This window comes from Achromobacter sp. 1012554356 (assembly GCF_059760815.1).
Map to the genome: position 1 here is coordinate 43,768 of NZ_JCBANC010000001.1, position 16,524 is coordinate 60,291.

14 protein-coding genes are annotated in these 16,524 nt (G+C 64.9%); 6 read left to right on the forward strand and 8 right to left on the reverse strand.

Translation table 11 applies throughout. The features are described 5' to 3' along the window. Positions 1 to 168: 168 nt before the first annotated feature. A complete protein-coding gene (locus AC6LJW_RS00195; protein ID WP_056565711.1) occupies positions 169 to 807 on the reverse strand; it encodes a hypothetical protein in 639 nt (212 codons plus the stop codon). Positions 808 to 823: 16 nt separating this feature from the next. Here AC6LJW_RS00195 and rpoN point away from each other — a divergent pair, with 16 nt between their 5' ends. Next, positions 824 to 2,257 carry an RNA polymerase factor sigma-54 gene (rpoN, locus tag AC6LJW_RS00200; protein ID WP_498086143.1) on the forward strand — a complete coding sequence of 478 codons (1,434 nt, stop codon included), beginning with the start codon at positions 824 to 826 and terminating at the stop codon, positions 2,255 to 2,257. A 121-nt stretch (positions 2,258 to 2,378) separates the two neighbouring features. Continuing rightward, positions 2,379 to 2,657: a (2Fe-2S)-binding protein gene (locus tag AC6LJW_RS00205; protein WP_056565706.1), complete on the forward strand. Its 279-nt coding sequence runs from the start codon at positions 2,379 to 2,381 to the stop codon at positions 2,655 to 2,657. A gap of 29 nt (positions 2,658 to 2,686) precedes the next feature. Here AC6LJW_RS00205 and AC6LJW_RS00210 read toward each other — a convergent pair whose 3' ends face one another. Beyond that, positions 2,687 to 3,550: a LysR substrate-binding domain-containing protein gene (locus AC6LJW_RS00210; protein WP_056566972.1), complete on the reverse strand. Its 864-nt coding sequence runs from the start codon at positions 3,548 to 3,550 to the stop codon at positions 2,687 to 2,689. Between the two features lie 134 nt (positions 3,551 to 3,684). Here AC6LJW_RS00210 and AC6LJW_RS00215 point away from each other — a divergent pair, with 134 nt between their 5' ends. Next, the gene (locus AC6LJW_RS00215; RefSeq protein ID WP_498086145.1) at positions 3,685 to 4,596 is read left to right on the forward strand and encodes a DMT family transporter; all 912 of its coding nucleotides are present in this window, start codon (positions 3,685 to 3,687) and stop codon (positions 4,594 to 4,596) included. 376 nt (positions 4,597 to 4,972) lie between these two features. After that, positions 4,973 to 5,449: a bacterioferritin gene (gene bfr / locus AC6LJW_RS00220; RefSeq protein ID WP_056327755.1), complete on the forward strand. Its 477-nt coding sequence runs from the start codon at positions 4,973 to 4,975 to the stop codon at positions 5,447 to 5,449. A 101-nt stretch (positions 5,450 to 5,550) separates the two neighbouring features. Here bfr and AC6LJW_RS00225 read toward each other — a convergent pair whose 3' ends face one another. The 4 genes from AC6LJW_RS00225 to AC6LJW_RS00240 all read right to left on the reverse strand — a co-directional run bounded on the left by AC6LJW_RS00225 (position 5,551) and on the right by AC6LJW_RS00240 (position 10,194). Then, a complete protein-coding gene (locus tag AC6LJW_RS00225; RefSeq protein ID WP_056565702.1) occupies positions 5,551 to 6,225 on the reverse strand; it encodes a hypothetical protein in 675 nt (224 codons plus the stop codon). Between the two features lie 37 nt (positions 6,226 to 6,262). Next, positions 6,263 to 7,870, reverse strand: coding sequence for a peptide chain release factor 3 (locus tag AC6LJW_RS00230; RefSeq protein WP_056565700.1), 1,608 nt, complete (start codon positions 7,868 to 7,870; stop codon positions 6,263 to 6,265). A gap of 110 nt (positions 7,871 to 7,980) precedes the next feature. Further along, positions 7,981 to 8,610 (reverse strand): LysE family translocator, encoded by a 630-nt coding sequence (locus tag AC6LJW_RS00235; RefSeq protein WP_056565698.1) that lies wholly within the window; start codon positions 8,608 to 8,610, stop codon positions 7,981 to 7,983. A 45-nt stretch (positions 8,611 to 8,655) separates the two neighbouring features. After that, a complete protein-coding gene (locus tag AC6LJW_RS00240; RefSeq protein ID WP_498086146.1) occupies positions 8,656 to 10,194 on the reverse strand; it encodes a DEAD/DEAH box helicase in 1,539 nt (512 codons plus the stop codon). Positions 10,195 to 10,498: 304 nt separating this feature from the next. Between AC6LJW_RS00240 and AC6LJW_RS00245 the strand changes: the two genes are divergently transcribed. Next, the gene (locus tag AC6LJW_RS00245) at positions 10,499 to 11,971 is read left to right on the forward strand and encodes a YdgA family protein (protein WP_498086147.1); all 1,473 of its coding nucleotides are present in this window, start codon (positions 10,499 to 10,501) and stop codon (positions 11,969 to 11,971) included. Positions 11,972 to 12,104: 133 nt separating this feature from the next. Next, positions 12,105 to 13,556, forward strand: a complete 1,452-nt coding sequence (locus AC6LJW_RS00250; RefSeq protein ID WP_498086148.1) for a YdgA family protein — start codon at positions 12,105 to 12,107, stop codon at positions 13,554 to 13,556. A 3-nt stretch (positions 13,557 to 13,559) separates the two neighbouring features. Here AC6LJW_RS00250 and AC6LJW_RS00255 read toward each other — a convergent pair whose 3' ends face one another. Then, the gene (locus AC6LJW_RS00255; protein ID WP_498086149.1) at positions 13,560 to 14,768 is read right to left on the reverse strand and encodes a metal-dependent hydrolase family protein; all 1,209 of its coding nucleotides are present in this window, start codon (positions 14,766 to 14,768) and stop codon (positions 13,560 to 13,562) included. A 27-nt stretch (positions 14,769 to 14,795) separates the two neighbouring features. Beyond that, positions 14,796 to 16,523 carry a dipeptide ABC transporter ATP-binding protein gene (locus AC6LJW_RS00260; RefSeq protein ID WP_427985308.1) on the reverse strand — a complete coding sequence of 576 codons (1,728 nt, stop codon included), beginning with the start codon at positions 16,521 to 16,523 and terminating at the stop codon, positions 14,796 to 14,798. Position 16,524: the final 1 nt, after the last annotated feature.

The window sequence follows — 16,524 nt, forward strand, 5'->3', positions numbered from 1 at the left end:
GGTGCGGTAAGCGGCCATGGGGTGCTAGTCAAACACACTTTTTCGGGAAGCGCAAACGGAAAGAGCAAGGGACGGATCAGGCTGTGGCCTTTTCCGATTGCCGCCCGGCAGGCCTTTTGAAACAGCAAGGCCGCCTTGCGGCGGCCTTGAAGCAGTGCTGAGCACGGCCTAGCGGGCCGGGCCGATGCGAGGTTCGACGTAGCGCGGTTCGCGCGGGGTGTCGGCGCGGCGGTCGTCACGACGGCCGTCGTCGCGCGGATCGCGGGTGGGGCGGTTGGCGCCCGCTTCCAGGATCCGGGCCTGCTCTGCCACCATGTCGATCTTGCCGATACGGTTGTGGCGCAATTCGGACAACGAGCGGCGCAGGTCACCGACGGTGAAGGGTTCCTGCCGGTCGCCCCAGGTCCAGCGCAGCACGCCCAGCGATTCTTCGGACAGATTTGGCGCCAGTTCGGCTAGCGTATCCGTGCCGACCGGCGTCGCGGCGCCCGAGGCCAGGCTGGCGTAGAACCAGGCGCGCACCGAGAAGAAGACGATCAGGGTCCAGATGCCGGCAACCACCCACCAGAGATAGGGGTTGATGCGCTGCGCCATGTCCTGGGTGGGCTGGCCCAGCGTGTGCAGGAAGTCGTAGTTCATGCGCTTGCCGAAATCGAGTATCCAGGAGGCAACCAGATACCAGACAACGATCGCGACAGCGATAACGATCGCGCGCAAAACGAGTCGGGGGAGCGCCAGTTTGAGCAGGGTCTGACCGATCAATCGGCAGTCCTGGCGAACGCTTGCGGGCGAAGTCAGATTCATCATGCAAAATATTGTACCTATGACCCGTCCAATTTTAGAACTGCGGCCTGGCCAGCACCTGACGCTGACCCCACAACTTCAGCAATCGATCCGGTTGCTGCAGTTGTCGACGCTCGACCTTGAAGCGGAAATCTCGCAAGTGCTGGCCGAGAATCCCCTGCTGGATCGGGAGGACGAGCCGTCGTCGGCCGAGGCGGAGTCGCGTTCCGAGTCCGAGCGCGAATCCTCCGTGCAGGACGACGAGCCGGCGGCCGAGCGCGAGACGCCCATCGACGAAATGCCGGGTTCGGGCGGCGTCTACCCCGATGACGACGCCAGCCTGCCCGAGGCGGCGCGTCCGGACACCTTGCGCGAGCACCTGCTGGGCCAGCTCGCCCTGACCCGGGCGGCCCCGCGCGATGTCGCGCTGGCGTCCCTGTTGATCGACGAACTGGACGAAAACGGCTACCTCGGATCGCCGTTGGATGAAATCCTGGGCTGGCTCCCTGCCGAGATGGAGCCCGACATGGACGAGTTGCGGGCCGCGTTGTCGCTGCTGCAGTCGTTTGATCCCGTTGGCATCGGCGCGCGCGACATGGCCGACTGCTTGCACCTTCAGTTGCGCAATCCCGACCTCGCCCGCCTGCCCGAGGCCGCTGACCCCGTTGTGCTGGCTTGTGCGCGGCGGATCTGCGCCGAACACCTGCCCCTGCTCGCGACCGGCAACGCCGCGCGGCTGTGTGCAGCGCTCGGCTGCGATGAGTCCACGTTTCGCGCGGCGCATTCGCTGATCCTGCGTCTGGAGCCCCGGCCCGGGCGGGCATGGACGGTGCCGGCGGCCGAATACGCCGTGCCGGACGTCATCGTGCGCAAGACCCGGCGCGGCTGGCAGGCCACGCTCAACAGTGCCGCTGTGCCGCGGCTGCAAGTGAACGGCCTGTACGCGCAGATGCTCAGCAATCAGAAGGAGTCCGCGCACGCCGGGCTGCAGGCCCAGTTGCAGCAGGCCAAATGGATGATCCGGAACGTGGAGCAGCGTTTCGACACCATCCTGCGCGTGTCGCAGGCCATCGTCGAACGCCAGACCGCATTCTTCAGCCAGGGCCCGGCGGCCATGCGACCGCTCATCCTGAAAGACATCGCCGGTGAACTGGGTTTGCACGAGTCGACCATTTCACGCGCCACAACGCAGAAGTACATGCTCACTCCGTTTGGTACGCTGGAGCTCAAGCGCTTCTTCGGCTCGGGTGTTTCGACCGAAGGCGGCGACGCCACGTCGGCAACGGCAGTGCAGACCTACATCCGCCAGATGGTGGCCGACGAGAACCGCGCCAAGCCGTTGTCGGACAGCCAGATCATGCAAAAACTGGCCGATCAGGGGATAGTGATCGCCCGCCGGACGGTGGCAAAGTACCGCGAAGCGCTGCGGATTGCCCCGGCCGCTTTGCGCAAGGCGCAAGCCGCTGCACGCTGAAATAAGGGACATGCTTCGGCAAATTTGTCCCTGTTTTCAACGGCTTGCGTGACATATCGGTTGCAAAATTATTTGCGCACGGGACTTGCCAGGGCTTGAATAATTTTCGATAATCATTCGCATGTACATTTGCGTATGTAATGCCATCACCGAACGCCAAGTCCGCGCCAGCGTGGACGCGGGCGCGACGACGCTTTCCGACCTGCAGTTCGAGCTGGGCGTGGCCACGTGCTGCGGCTGCTGCGCGGCAACCGCCGCCGAGTATCTGCCGGGCGGCCGCTGCTCCAGCGTGTGCGACGTGCGCTCCATCGCAGTTCCGGTCAATGCTCCCGCCCTCGTTGAATCGGCCTCGCCCGCTGCCAACAGCAGCTTCCCGATTCCGCTGGTCGCCAGCGCCTGAGCATTGGTGTCACTTCCGGCTCGCTGCCTTCATGCGGCGAGCCGCGTCATTTCCTTCTCGCAAAATTCCCTGATATCCATCGCCAACTGACGTGCCGGCTCGCGCGCGTTGCCGGCCACGCATAGCGCCAGTTCCGACGGCGGCACCGCGGGCAATCCAACGTCCAGGATCCGGTGCCCGTCTGCAATGCAGCGGCGTTCCAGCAGCGCGATGCCCAGCCCGCCCGCGAGCGCGGCCTGCACGCCCGACAGGTTCGGGCTTTCGTAGGCAATACGCCAACGGCGTCCGGCGGACTCCAGCGCATGGATGGCGCGATTGCGGTAGATGCAGCCCTGCGGAAACGCCACCAGCGGCACGGGTGCATCCGGCGTCAGCGGTGCCTCCACCGAGGCGCTGCCGATCCAGTGCAGCCGTTCGGGCCACGCGGCCAGCGCCGTGCCCGCGCCCGGCTCGCGCTTGAGCAGGGCCACATCTAGGTCCCCACGCTCCAGGCTGCGCGTCAGGACCGCCGTCAGGTCGCAACGTACCGACAGCTGCACGGCTGGCCTCGTCCGGGCGAAGGCGGCGACGACGGCAGTCAGCGCGTCGACCGCAAAGTCGTCCGGGATGCCCAGGCGGATAACGTCCACGCGCTTGCGGCCGCTGACGGCCTCCCGGACCTCGGTGGACAACGCCAGCATCCGGCGTGCATAGCCCAGAAGGCGCTCGCCTTCCTCGGTTAGCTGGACCTGCCGGCCTTCGCGCAAGAACAGCGGGCACTCCAGCGTGTCTTCAAGCTTGCGGATCTGCTGGCTGACGGTGGACTGGCTTCGATGCACGCGTTCGCCGGCGGCGGTGAAGCCGCCGGCGTCAACCACCGAGACAAAGCTGTGCAAGAGATCGAGATCGAGCATGACGACGCACTCAGCCATTTGAATTTCAAATACTTTCGATCCGAATAAAGAGTTTGTCAATGGATGGCCTGGCGCGCAGAATGCCTCCCATCCCGCCGCGAATGCGGCTGCAGATCCACGTTGACGGACCATCCATGAAGGCGCTTTCAACCCCTGCCTCTGCCTTGCCCGCGACCGCCCGCCCCGGCATCAGCCTGGCGCCGATCGCCGCGTTCTGCTTTCTGTGGAGTTCCGCCTTTGCCGCGGCCAAGATCGCGGTGCGCGACTGTCCGCCGCTGACGCTGCTGACGATCCGATTCCTCATCGCGGGCGCGCTGATGCTGGGCCTGGCGGCGGCCAGCGGCCGCTGGAAGCTGCCTTCCGGCCGCGACCTCGCCGCGCTGGTGCTGTTGGGCGTGCTCAACAACGCGCTGTACCTGGGCTTGAGCTGGTCGGGCATGACCACGGTGTCGTCCGCGTTCACCGCCGTGCTCATCAGCACCAATCCGCTGCTCATCGGCGTGCTGGCCGGCCCGCTGCTGGGCGAGCGGCTGAGCTGGCGCAAGCTGCTGGGGTTATGCCTTGGATTGGCAGGCGTCGCGCTGGTGCTGCGATCGCGCCTGACCGGCATGCAGGAGGACCTGCATGGCACGCTGCTCGTGACCGGCGGCCTGGTGGCGCTGGTGGCCGGCACCCTGCTCTACAAGATGCTCAAGCCCACCTCCGGTCTCTGGACCTCGACCGGCATCCAGTCGCTGGCAGGCGCCGCGGCATTGTTGCCATTCGCGCTGGCCACCGAAAATCTCGGCGATGCGCGCCTGACGTCCAGCCTGATCTGGAGCATGGCCTACATGATCGTCGCGGTGTCGATGGGCGGCTATTACCTTTGGTTCATGATCCTGGGCCGCGCCAGCGCCACGTCGGCCAGCGCGCTGCATTTTCTGATGCCGCCGCTTGGCCTGTTGTTCGGCTGGCTGGTGCTGAGCGAACCCGTTTCGTGGCTGGACCTGTTGGGCATCGTGCCCATTGCATTCGGCATCTGGCTTGCGACGCGGCGCACGGCTTGAGTTGAGGATGCTCAACACGCACTGATGCGGTTGCTGATATGCAACGAGCGGGCAGGATGCGTTTGCCATGCAGAACGGCGCGGCGCAAGGGTCGCAGCGGAATACAAATGGTGGCAATCGCGAAGCCGATTCAGCGCGACTCGCGTCCGCAGCCCGCGCCGTTGCGTTGCCAAGCATGCAAGGCATCAGACACACATACTCATTCTCATTAGCTTGTCGCTTTCTTGTTGCGCTCCTAAAGCCGTTTACCAAATGCAGCGCAAGGGTAGTCGCGGCCCCGCGCCGAATGGTAGTCTGCATGGGTTGCGTACGCGCGGCATCGTGCGCTCCTTTGTCGCGATGCGCTCGCGTCGCGCCTGACTGCAAGGAGTCCATCATGAAAGGCGATAAAACCGTCATCCAGTTTCTCAACAAGCAACTGACCAACGAGCTGACGGCCATCAACCAATATTTCCTGCATGCCCGCATGCTGAACCATTGGGGCTTCGACAAGCTGGGCAAGCACGAGTACGAAGAATCCATCGGCGAAATGAAGCACGCCGATCGTCTGATCGCCCGCATCTTCATGCTGGACGGCCTGCCCAACCTGCAGGACCTGCACAAGCTGCTGATCGGCGAAGACGTGCCCGAACTGCTGGCCTGTGACCTGAAGCTCGAAACGGCTGCTCAAGCGACCGTCAAGGAAGCCATTGCTTATTGCGAATCGGTGCGGGACTACGTGTCGCGCGATCTGTTCCAGGACATCCTGGACGACACCGAAGAGCACATCGACTACCTGGAAACGCAGATCGACCTGATCGACAAGGTCGGCATCCAGAACTACCTGCAAAGCCAGATGTCCGTGCCTGAATAAGGCTGTTGGCTGCAAAAGAAATGGCGCCCCGCGGGGCGCCATTTTTCTTGCCATGATTCTGCGTGTGCAGCCGGCGATGCTACGTCTTTATTACAGACGTCTTACTGCGGACGGGCCGGGCATTCGGCCATCGTGCCCCAGGCGCGGTTAGGCGCGCAGTACTTGTTGCGCGCATTCCAGGAACACGAGGGGCGCTCGAAGAAACCTTGCGTGGCGCATTGGGCCAGTTCGCGCCGCAGCGCATCCTGCCAGCCCTGCGCGCCGGCCGCTGGCGCGGTGTTGGGGGGCGGCGGGGGCGCCTGCACCATCTGCGGCGTGCCGTAGCTGCCGCCGGCGGCTACGCCACCGTTGATGGCAGTGGAGGTGCCGGGCACCAGCAGGTCCATCGTGCTGACATCGGAATTGCCCGACGGCAGCGGCACCTGAGACGAGGCGGCGATTTCGCGCGCCTGTTCGGGGCTGATGCGTTCACGCGAGATCTGGACGGCGGGATCGCTGACGGTGTCGAACAGCGACACCGTATTGACCTGCCATTCACGATCGGACGGTTTGTCGGGCACGCCCAACGTGCCGTCGATGCGCGGCTGCGGCGGCTGCGCCACATACGGACGGCCATTGGCGTCCAGTACGGGCTGCTGGGACGCGGCTGCGTCCTGCCCAGGAGCGGGCGCGGCCGCCGGCGCATGCGCCACCAGCCAGTCACCCAGTTGAATGCCGCCCCATGCCGACGCGCCGAGCGCGATTAGGAGCGTTGCGAATAAAAAACGCCAAGACATTGCTACCCTCAATCTGCCGTGCGGAACCCGAACGGGTCTACGCCTTGTCTCCGAAAACCTTGCCGCCGTGCTCCCGCATGGCGTGGAATTTCACATCGGGATACAGTTCCTCGGCGACGCGCAACTGCGCGGGAGAACCGATCAAAAACGCCGCAGCATCGACGACATCATAGGCGATATGGGCGGCATTGGCATCCATGAACTTGCGCAGCGCCTTGGGGTTTTCAGACGTAATCCAACGTGCCATTGTGTAGCGCGAAGGCAGCATCCGGGCATCCACGCCATACTCCGTCTTCAGGCGGTGCGCGACCACTTCAAACTGCAGCTGGCCGACCGCGCCCAGCAGCAGCGAGCCGCCGGCGACCTCGGGACGGAACACCTGGATGGCCCCTTCCTCGCCCAATTGGGTGAGGCCGGTGCGCAATTGCTTCGTGCGCAGGGGGTCTTTCACTTCGACCGCCTGGAACAGTTCCGGCGCGAAGAACGGCAGGCCGGTGAACTGCAGGGTTTCGCCTTCGGTCAGCACGTCGCCCAGTTGCAGCACGCCGTGGTTCGGGATGCCGATGACGTCGCCGGCATAGGCTTCGTCCAGCAATTCCCGGCGTTGCGACAGGAAGGACACCACGTTGTTGGGGCGCATTTCCTTGTTGGTGCGCGCCACCTTCAGGCGCATGCCGCGCTCGAAACGGCCGGAGCTCACGCGTACGAATGCAACGCGGTCGCGGTGGGCGGGGTCCATGTTGGCCTGCACCTTGAACACCACGCCGGTGAACTTGGGTTCTTCGGGCTTCACTTCGCGTTGCAGGGCCATGCGCGCGCCCGGGGGCGGCGCCTGATCGACCAGCGCGTCCAGCACTTCCTGGACGCCGAAGTTGTTGATGGCCGAACCGAAGAATACGGGCGTCTGCTTGCCGGCCAGGAACTGGTCGCGGTCGAACGCGGGCGCCGCTTCGTTGATGAGCTCGATCTCGCCGCTGGCCTGGTCGAATGCCCCGCCGAAGCGCTTGGCGATCTCGGGGTTGGTCAGGCCTTCGATGAAGTCGTCGTTGTCGGAACGGCGTTCCTGGCCCGGGCGGAAGACGCGCATGCGGTCGCGGCGGATGTCGAACACGCCGCCGAACGACTTGCCCATGCCCACCGGCCACGAGAACGGCACGGCATCCATGCCCAGGTGCCCTTCGATTTCGGACAGGAGTTCAAGGGGCTCGCGCACTTCGCGGTCCATCTTGTTGATGAACGTGATGATGGGCGTGTTGCGCGCGCGGCAAACCTGCAGGAGGCGGATGGTCTGCGGCTCGACGCCGTTGGCCGCGTCGATCACCATCAGCGCGGCGTCGACCGCCGTCAGCACCCGGTACGTGTCTTCGGAGAAGTCCTGGTGGCCCGGGGTGTCGAGCAGGTTGATGACGCAGTCGCGGTACTCCATCTGCATCACCGAGGACGCCACCGAGATGCCGCGCTGCTTTTCGATTTCCATCCAGTCGGACGAGGCATGGCGCGACGCCTTGCGCGCCTTCACGCTGCCGGCGATCTGAATGGCGCCTGCGAACAGCAGCAGCTTTTCCGTCAGCGTGGTCTTGCCCGCGTCAGGGTGGGAAATGATGGCGAACGTACGGCGCCGTGCGACTTCGTTGGAAATGCTCATGATCGGAGGATTCTACTTAACGCCGCTTTTCAGGCCGGTGCGGTCCGGTGTCATGCACGAAAACATGTGGGGCACGCGCCGTTGCCGGCCCGTGCCCCACGCTTTTTGATTCAGTTGTGGCGGCGGAAGGTCGCCAGGAACACGCCGGCCAGGATGAAGAGCGACCCGAAGGTGCGGTTCATCCAGCGGATGTGCTTGGCGTCGCGCAAGAGGCGCAATACGCGCGCCGCCAGCAGCGTGTACACGCCCATCGCCACCAGGTCGGTGAACGCCAGCGTGGCCGCCAATGCCGCGTACTGCGGCGTCAGCGACAGCGCCGGATCCACGAACTGCGGCACCACGGCCAGAAGGAACACGGTGCCCTTGGGGTTCATGGTGTTGATCAGGAAACCGCGCAGGACCAGGTCCCGGATGGACGCCTGACGTGGATCGCCGGCGTCCACCGCGACCGGCGCGGCGTCCGTGCGGATCTGGCGCACGCCCAGGTAGATCAGGTAGGCCACACCCAGGTACTTGACCACGTTGAACGCCATTTCCGACGTCGCCAGCACAGCGCCCAACCCCACGGCGACCACGACGAACTGGAACAGGATGCCCATGATCAGGCCTGCCGTGTTCCAGTAGCCGCGCGCAAAGCCGTATTTCAGGCCGGACGACATGGCCGAGATGGCGCCGGCGCCCGGTGAGAACGAAATGGCCCAGGAGGCCAGGAAGAACGTCAACCAGGTGGATAAGGGCATGATGGCGCGGGTCCGTGGATCGCAGTGTCGGGGTTGCGGGAGATATTACTTGCTCAGCAACGCGGCGCGCGGCGCGCCGGCCGGACGACCCTGGCCGGAGCGTCCCTCGGCCGGACGCCCGGAACCGGCATTGCCGGCCGGACGCGACGACCCTTCGGGACGGCGGTTCTGCTGCGGACGGCCCTCGTTGCGGCCGGCGTGAGCCGGACGGTCGGCGGGCTTGCCATCGCGCGAACCGCCGTTGCCACGGCCTTCGCCGGCACGTGCCGGTGCGGGGGCACGGCCGCCTGCCGCTGCGCGCGGCTGGCCTTGGGCGGGACGCGAGGAGCGGCCCGAGCCGCCGTTGCCGCCGCGGCCGCCATTGCGGGGACCGCCGCGCATGCTGCGCGAGTCTTCGTCGCGTTCCTGGCGTTCGAACGCAGCTGCGCTGGTGGCGGGAGGCGTCCAGCCTTCCACCGGCTTGCGTTCGATCGTCTTCTTGATGAGGCGCTCGATGTCCTTGAGCAGCTTGATTTCGCTGTTGTCGACCAGCGAGACCGCGGCGCCCGTGGCGCCCGCGCGGCCCGTGCGGCCGATGCGGTGGACGTAGTCTTCCGGCACGTTGGGCAGCTCGAAGTTCACGACCTGCGGCAACTGGTCGATGTCCAGGCCACGGGCGGCGATGTCGGTGGCGACCAGGACGGTCACGGTGCTGTCCTTGAAGCCGGCCAGCGCGCGCGTGCGGGCCGATTGGCTCTTGTTGCCGTGGATGGCCGCGGCGGTCAGGCCGTCCTTGACGAGCTTCTCGGCAAGGCGGTTGGCGCCGTGCTTGGTGCGCGTGAAGACCAGCACCTGATGCCAGCCGCTTTCACGGATGATGTGGCTGATCAGGTCGCGCTTGTGATGCTGCTCGACGATGTGAACCGTCTGCGTGACCAGCTCGGTGGCGGTGTTGCGCGGGGTGACCGAGACTTCGCCCGGATTGTTCAGCACGCCGCGCGCCAGCGTGCGGATCTCGTCGGAGAACGTGGCCGAGAACAGCAGGTTCTGGCGTTGCTTGGGCAGCAGCGCGAGGATCTTGCGGATGTCGCGGATGAAGCCCATGTCCAGCATGCGGTCGGCTTCGTCCAGCACCAGGATTTCGACGCCCGACAGGTCCACCGTCTTCTGGCCGCAATGGTCCAGCAGGCGGCCGGGGGTGGCGACCAGGATGTCCAGCGGCTTGCGCAGCGCGGAGATCTGGGGGTTGATATTGACGCCGCCGAACATCACCATGGACGTCAGCGAGGAGTACTTGCCATAGGTCTGCACCGATTCGGCCACCTGCGCGGTCAGTTCACGCGTCGGGGTCAGGATCAGGCAACGGGGGCGGCCGGGCTTGCGGGCCTCGGGCTTTTTCTGCGACAACAGGTGCAGGATCGGCAGCGTGAAGCCGGCGGTCTTGCCGGTGCCGGTCTGAGCGGCAGCGAGCAGGTCGCCGCCTTTCAGCACTTGCGGAATGGCCTGGGCTTGAATGGGCGTGGGCGCGGTGTAGCCGGTGTCGGCAATGGCGCGCAACAGCGAATCAGCCAGCCCGAGGTCGGCGAAAGGGGAATTGGTAGTCAAAACAGCTCCAGCGGCAGCCTGTCGCTCTATTTGAGAGACTCCAATCCAGGCGGTCGAATAAGGAGAAAAGGGGAAGCGCCCATCAGGGCGAAGCTTGGCGGCGAAGGGCCGAGCGGACGTGCGCAGATTGGCTTGGCGCACGGAACGAATTGTAGCTGATGTGGCGGCGCAGCAAGCGCTCGAAAGGTCTCTATAGAATCATTCAGCAATATTTTGTATTATATTCGAACAAAATAAGTGTTTTCCCTAGTCGGCCCTCCCTATAATCCGTCGGCTTTCATCTATTCAAAATAAAAGGGATGCAATGAAGAAATCGGCATTAGTTGGCATCGTCGTCGCGCTGGGCGCGGTCTGGACCGGCACGGCCTGGTACACGGGCCAAAAGGCCGAGGAATTCGTCAAGCAGGCCATCGTCGACGCCAACGTCGAACTCAAGAAGGCCGGCGACAAGTGGGGCATCAACGGGGTTGCCGAACTGATGTCGTTCGAGCGCGGCGTGTTCTCGTCCGTCTCGCGCTACCGCATCAAGTTCACCACGCCTGCGGCGCAAGGCAAGCCCGCGCAGGAGCGCGACGTGGTCTTCGTTGAACACCTGAGCCACGGTCCCCTGCCGTTCTCCAACCTGAAGGTGGGCAAGTTCCTGCCGGCCATGGTGGCCAGCGATTTCGCGCTGGAAGAGACCGACACGGTCAAGGAGTGGTTCGCCGCCGCCAAGGGCGCCGTGCCGCTGTCGGGCCACTACAGCGTCAGCTACGGCAAGGACATCAGCGGCAAGTTCAACCTGGCCCCGGTCGAAGTCGCCAAGGACACCACCAAGTTGGTGTTCTCGGGCATGAAGGGCGACTTTGATTACGCCACTTCCACCAAGCGCGGCATCTTCGACGTGGCCGTCGACAGCCTTGAGTTGTCGGGCCCGTCCGACAACAGCGACATCACCGCCATGGCGGTCAAGGGCATCACCCTGGTCAGCGACCTGAAGCCGGCCGCCAACGACATGTACGTGGGCAGCCAGAAGGTGACGTTCAAGGATTGGACGATCACGTCCCGCGAAAAGCCGCCCGTCCAGCTCAAGGACACGTCGATCGCCGTGGACATGACCGAGAACGGTTCGGCCATGGGCGCCAAGATGGCCGTGGACTTCGGCATGATCAACGTGCAGGCCAAGGACATGGCCGGCATGAAGCTGGTCATCGACGCGCAGAATCTGGACTCCAAGGCGCTGAAGTCGCTGAACGACGTCTATGAGGCCGGCTCGCGCCGCATGCTGCAAAGCAAGGGCGAAGAACAGACGCCGCAATTCACGGACGAAGAAAAGGCTTTGCTCAAGACGAACTTCGAGCAACTGCTGGCCGGCAACCCGACGCTGGCCGTGTCGCCGCTGGAAGTGCGCACCGCCAATGGCACGTCGACGTTCAACCTGAACATGGCGCTGGTCAAGCCGGCCGCGCTGGAAGGCGACGCTTCCGACATGGCGTTGCAGGCCCTGAAGAAGCTGGATGCCAAGCTCGTGCTGTCCAAGGGCAACCTGACGGACCTGATGGCCATCGAACCGCAAATGCGCGGTGTGGCGGCCGAACAAGCCGTGCAGACTGCCAAGGGTCAGGTTGAAATGGTCGGCACCATGGCCACGGCAATGGGCCTGGGCAAGATCGAAAACAACAACATCGTCTCCTACCTGAACTACGCCGACGGCCAGGTCGACTTCAACGGCAAGAAGATGCCGCTGCAGCAGTTCCTGATGATGGCGATGGGCGGCGTGTTGGGCGGCATGCGCTAAGCTGCCGCATCACGATTGGCACGCCGCGATCTTCTCGGCGCCGCCTGCGACGGGCTGTCCTTGCGACAGCCCGTTTTTCTTTATGATCGGCCCTTGCGGCAATCTCGGCGTATCTCAAACGGACAGAGGCATCATGAACAAGCGGATCGTGGCGGGTGGCGTGTTGGTGGCGGTGGTGGCGGCGGCGTGGGTCGGCACCGCGTGGTACACCGGCAAGCAGATCGAAGCCCGGCTGGCGCAAGACGTGCAGGCGTTGAATGCTGAGGCGCAGCGCCTGAGTGCAAAGCTGGGCGTGCCCGTGACGCTCGAACTGCAATCTTTCGAACGCGGCGTGTTTTCTTCCGATGCGCGGTTCGGGGTGAAGCTCAATGTGCAGTCTGGACGCAAGCCGGCCGAGAAGACATTCGCGTTCACGAGCCACATCGAACACGGTCCGTTTCCTGCCTCTCGGCTTGCGTCTGGCGCTGTCGCGCCCGTGATGGCGGCGGGCCGGTTGCACATGACGGAGACGCCCGACGCAGCCGCCTGGTTTGCGGCCGCGGGTGGGTCGGCGCCGCTGACGGCGAACTTCCTGATCGCGTATGACCGCGACTTCTCGGGCGATCTGGCGCTGGCGCCGGTGAAGTATGCCGACGCTCCGATCACGTTCGACTTCTCGGGCTTGCAGATGCAGGTCAAACATGCCGGCGACGGCTCGCACGACACAATGTCACTTGCCGTCAACAAGGCCTCGCTGACCGAAGTGATCAGGGGCAATCCCAACACGCTGACCCTCGATGATCTGGCGGTGTCGCATGAATTGTCCGGCACCGCGGAGTCCTCCACGAGCAGCTCGACGCTGACGGTCAAGCAATGGACGTCCAATATGGACAAGTTGCCGCTGGGCCTGAAGAACATTGCGCTGACGCTGGGTTCGGAAGGGACACGCGAGCGCATGGCCGGCAAGATGACGCTCGATGTCGGCAGCATCAGCGTGCGCGGTCTGCATGTGGCCAAGCTGCGGTTGGCGGCGGGCGGCAAGGACATGGACGTGGCGGCGCTCAAGGCGTTTCAGGACGCCACCACAAGCACGCCGTTGAGCGCGAAAAAGGCCGATCCCCTTTCGGGCGAGGGGATGCTTGCCGCGTCTCATATGTTGAAGTTCCTTCTGGCCCGTCCCAGCTTCACGCTGTCGACGCTGCAGGTCGACACGGCTCGTGGCACGTCGTCGCTCAGCCTGGATATCGGCCTGGATTCACCGTCATTCTGGAAACACGACCCCATCGCCATCGCCAAGGAGGTCGTGCGCAACCTGAGCGTGCGGCTGAAGCTGTCGCCGGAAAACATGGCCGATGTGATTGCGGCGCGGGCGGAACTGAAGGGCGCCACGCGTGAGGCAGCCCGGTCTGCGGCCGAGCGGGAAGCCGCGGGGCTGCGTGGCCTTGTCGCCGCATCGACCTGGGCCCGTATCGAGGACGGCGTGATTCAGTTCGAGGCGGACTACCAGGAGGGCCAAGTCGGCATCAACGGCAAGCGCATCCCCGTCGAGATCTTCCTGAGCCAGATGTTCATGCGCAATTCGCCGGGCGCCGCGCCGGCGCCCTGACATTCAGAACGGCAAGGCCCCCGCCGCAAGTTCGCCGTTGCGCAGCACGGCCACGTGAAATCGCTTGTCGGCGGCCTTCATGATGTCTTCAGCCGGGTCGCCCTGCACCAGCAGCAGGTCGGCCACCTTGCCCGCTGCAATCACGCCGTGGTCGGTCATGCCCATCAGGTCATGGCCGCGTGACGTGCCGGCGATCAGCGCGTCCACCGGCGTCATGCCGAACTCCACCATGTACGCCAGTTCCATGGCGTTCTCGCCGTGCAGGTTGAACGGCGTGCCTGCGTCGGTGCCCAGCGCGATTCGGCCGCCGGCCTTGTAGTACATCTGGAACGACTCGCGATGGCGCTGTTCCACCGCGCGGGCCTTCTCTACCGCGTAGGCGGGTATGCCGTTGTCGGCGTTGGCGATGATGTTGCGCACGGCGGCGATGGTCGGCACCAGATACGTCTCGGCTTCCAGCATTTCGCGCAGGCAGTCGTCGTCCATGAAGATGCCGTGCTCGATCGAATCGATGCCGGCGCGCACCGCGTTCAGGATGCCCTGCGTGCCCTGCGCGTGGCTGGCGGTGCTTTTGCGAAAGCGCTTGGCCTCGTGCACGCCCGCCTTCATTTCATCAAAGCTGTAGTGCGCATCCATGGGGCTGACGCCCGGGGTCATGACGCCGCCCGTGGCCATGATCTTGACCAGGTCGCAGCCGGCGTGAACCTGTTCGCGCACGGCCTTGACCACTTCCTCGCAACCGTCGGCCACGCGGCCGATGCGGTTGCCGTGGCCGCCCGTCATGCAGATGATGCGGCCCGAGGCCTTGATGGTGGGGCCGGGAAACACGCCGCGCGCGATGGCGTCGCGCACGCCGAACTCCAGATAGTCCTTGCCGCCGCAGTCGCGCAGCGCCGTGACGCCGCCGCGCAGGCTGGACTGTGCGTTTTCCAGCGCCGTCAGCGTGATCTGCGCCGGGCCTTGCTTGCTCAGTTGCGCGTTGGGATCCGCGCCGCCCGTGTAGACCAGATGCACGTGGCAATCCGCCAGGCTGGGCATGAGCGTCATGCCGGTGGTGTCGACCCGTGCGCCCGCATAACCCGAGAATTCGTCCGCAGGCGCCACGCGGGCCACGCGTGCGCCCTCGACCAGCACGCCGTGGTTGGGCAACGTTCGCCCCTCGCCGTCGAATACCTTGCCGCCGATGAAGAGGGTTTGCCGTGACTCGCTCATGTCAGTGGTCTCCGTTGGCGCGCGGTTTCAGCCCACCACGTCCAGCCCTTCGCGGGACATGGATTGCAGGCGAGGCATCAGGCCGAGCAGATGTTGGCTGTAGGGATGCTGCGGGTGTTCGAACAGGGTTTCGGTGTCGGCGACTTCCAGCAGCTCGCCGTGGCGCATCACGCCCACGCGGTCGCACATCTGGCGGATCACCGGCAGGTCGTGGCTGATGAAGAGCATGGTCAGGCCAAGCTCTTCCTGCAGGTCCTTGAGCAGGTTCAGGATCTGCGCCTGGATGGACACGTCCAGCGCCGACGTGGGCTCGTCGCAGATCAGGAAGCGCGGCCGCGTGGCCAGCGCCCGCGCGATGCAGATGCGCTGGCGTTGGCCGCCGGAAAACTCGTGCGGAAAGCGCTCGGCGGCGCGGTCGGCGAGGCCCACCACGTCCAGCAGGTCGGCCACGATGCGGCGCGTCTCGGCTTCGCTCGTGGCCAGTTTGTGGAAGCGGATGGGTTCGGCCACGATGTCCAGCACGCGCATGCGCGGATTCAGCGACGAAAACGGGTCCTGGAAGATCATCTGGATCTGCCGGCGGAACGGATTGAGTTCCTTCTCGCCTTTGAGCGCCGTGAGGTCGGTGCCGCCGAACGTGACGGAGCCTTCGCTGGGCGTGTACAGCCCTGATATCAGCCGCGCCACGGTCGACTTGCCCGAGCCGGATTCACCGACCAGCCCAAAGACCTCGCCTTCGCCGATGGACAGATTCACGCGCTTGACCGCGTCCAGCGTGCGCTGGTTGCGCTTGAAGAACGCGCTCTTGAGCACGAACCGCATGGACAGGTCGCGCGCCTGGACCAGCGGACCGTCCGTGCGCTTGCCGAAGTCGCGGCGCTGCCCCAGCCAGTGCGTGGCCAGGTCCAGCGGCTGCGCGGGCGTGCGCACGGATTCGATGTAAGTCACCAGCGGAAAACGCTTGAGCTTGATGTCCGGACGCGGCACGGCCGAGATCAGGCTGCGCGTGTAGGCGTGGTCGGGATCGCCCAGGATCTTGGCGGTGGGGCCTTGCTCTACCAGCTTGCCGCGATACAGCACTGCGACGCGGTCCGTCACGTCCGCAATCACGCCCATGTCGTGCGTGATGATGATCATGCCCACCTGCTCTTCGCGGCACAGCTTTCTAAGCAGGTCCAGGATCTGCGCCTGGATCGACACGTCCAGCGCGGTGGTGGGCTCGTCGGCGATGATGACCTCGGGTTCGCAGCACAGCGCCAGCGCGATCACGACGCGCTGCCGCATGCCGCCCGAGAACTGGTGGGGATATTGCTGGACGCGCAGCTCGGGCTGGTCGATGCCGACCTGCGCCAGCAGCTGCACGGCGCGCTTTTTTGCCGCGTCGTGCGTCAGATCCAGATGCACCAGCATCGTTTCCACCAGCTGACTTTCGACGGTCTGTAGCGGGTCTAGCGACGTCAGCGGATCCTGGAAGATCATGCCGATGCGGCGGCCGCGCACCTTGCGCTTTTGCGCCGGCGTCAGCGTGTCGATGCGTTCGCCGTTGAGCAGCACCGATCCGCCGGCGAGCCGTCCGGGCGCTTCCAACAGGCCGATGACGGCGTTGCCGATGGTGGATTTGCCGGCGCCGGATTCGCCCACCACGCCCAGAATCTCGCCTTTTTCCAGAGACAAGGAAACGCCGTCCACGGCCACGAGTGTGCCGCGGCGGCTGGGAAATTCGATGCGGATGTCTTCAATGTTCAGCAGGGCCATG

What these genes read in the sequence shown, in the direction of transcription:
- AC6LJW_RS00210 (WP_056566972.1), bottom strand. Translation starts at nt 3,550, where the DNA reads ATGCTCGATCTCGATCTCTTGCACAGCTTTGTCTCGGTGGTTGACGCC.
- bfr (WP_056327755.1), top strand. Translation starts at nt 4,973, where the DNA reads ATGAAAGGCGATAAAACCGTCATCCAGTTTCTCAACAAGCAACTGACC.
- AC6LJW_RS00255 (WP_498086149.1), bottom strand. Translation starts at nt 14,768, where the DNA reads ATGAGCGAGTCACGGCAAACCCTCTTCATCGGCGGCAAGGTATTCGAC.
- AC6LJW_RS00225 (WP_056565702.1), bottom strand. Translation starts at nt 6,225, where the DNA reads ATGTCTTGGCGTTTTTTATTCGCAACGCTCCTAATCGCGCTCGGCGCG.
- AC6LJW_RS00260 (WP_427985308.1), bottom strand. Translation starts at nt 16,523, where the DNA reads ATGGCCCTGCTGAACATTGAAGACATCCGCATCGAATTTCCCAGCCGC.
- AC6LJW_RS00205 (WP_056565706.1), top strand. Translation starts at nt 2,379, where the DNA reads ATGTACATTTGCGTATGTAATGCCATCACCGAACGCCAAGTCCGCGCC.
- AC6LJW_RS00195 (WP_056565711.1), bottom strand. Translation starts at nt 807, where the DNA reads ATGATGAATCTGACTTCGCCCGCAAGCGTTCGCCAGGACTGCCGATTG.
- rpoN (WP_498086143.1), top strand. Translation starts at nt 824, where the DNA reads ATGACCCGTCCAATTTTAGAACTGCGGCCTGGCCAGCACCTGACGCTG.
- AC6LJW_RS00230 (WP_056565700.1), bottom strand. Translation starts at nt 7,870, where the DNA reads ATGAGCATTTCCAACGAAGTCGCACGGCGCCGTACGTTCGCCATCATT.
- AC6LJW_RS00250 (WP_498086148.1), top strand. Translation starts at nt 12,105, where the DNA reads ATGAACAAGCGGATCGTGGCGGGTGGCGTGTTGGTGGCGGTGGTGGCG.
- AC6LJW_RS00245 (WP_498086147.1), top strand. Translation starts at nt 10,499, where the DNA reads ATGAAGAAATCGGCATTAGTTGGCATCGTCGTCGCGCTGGGCGCGGTC.
- AC6LJW_RS00215 (WP_498086145.1), top strand. Translation starts at nt 3,685, where the DNA reads ATGAAGGCGCTTTCAACCCCTGCCTCTGCCTTGCCCGCGACCGCCCGC.
- AC6LJW_RS00235 (WP_056565698.1), bottom strand. Translation starts at nt 8,610, where the DNA reads ATGCCCTTATCCACCTGGTTGACGTTCTTCCTGGCCTCCTGGGCCATT.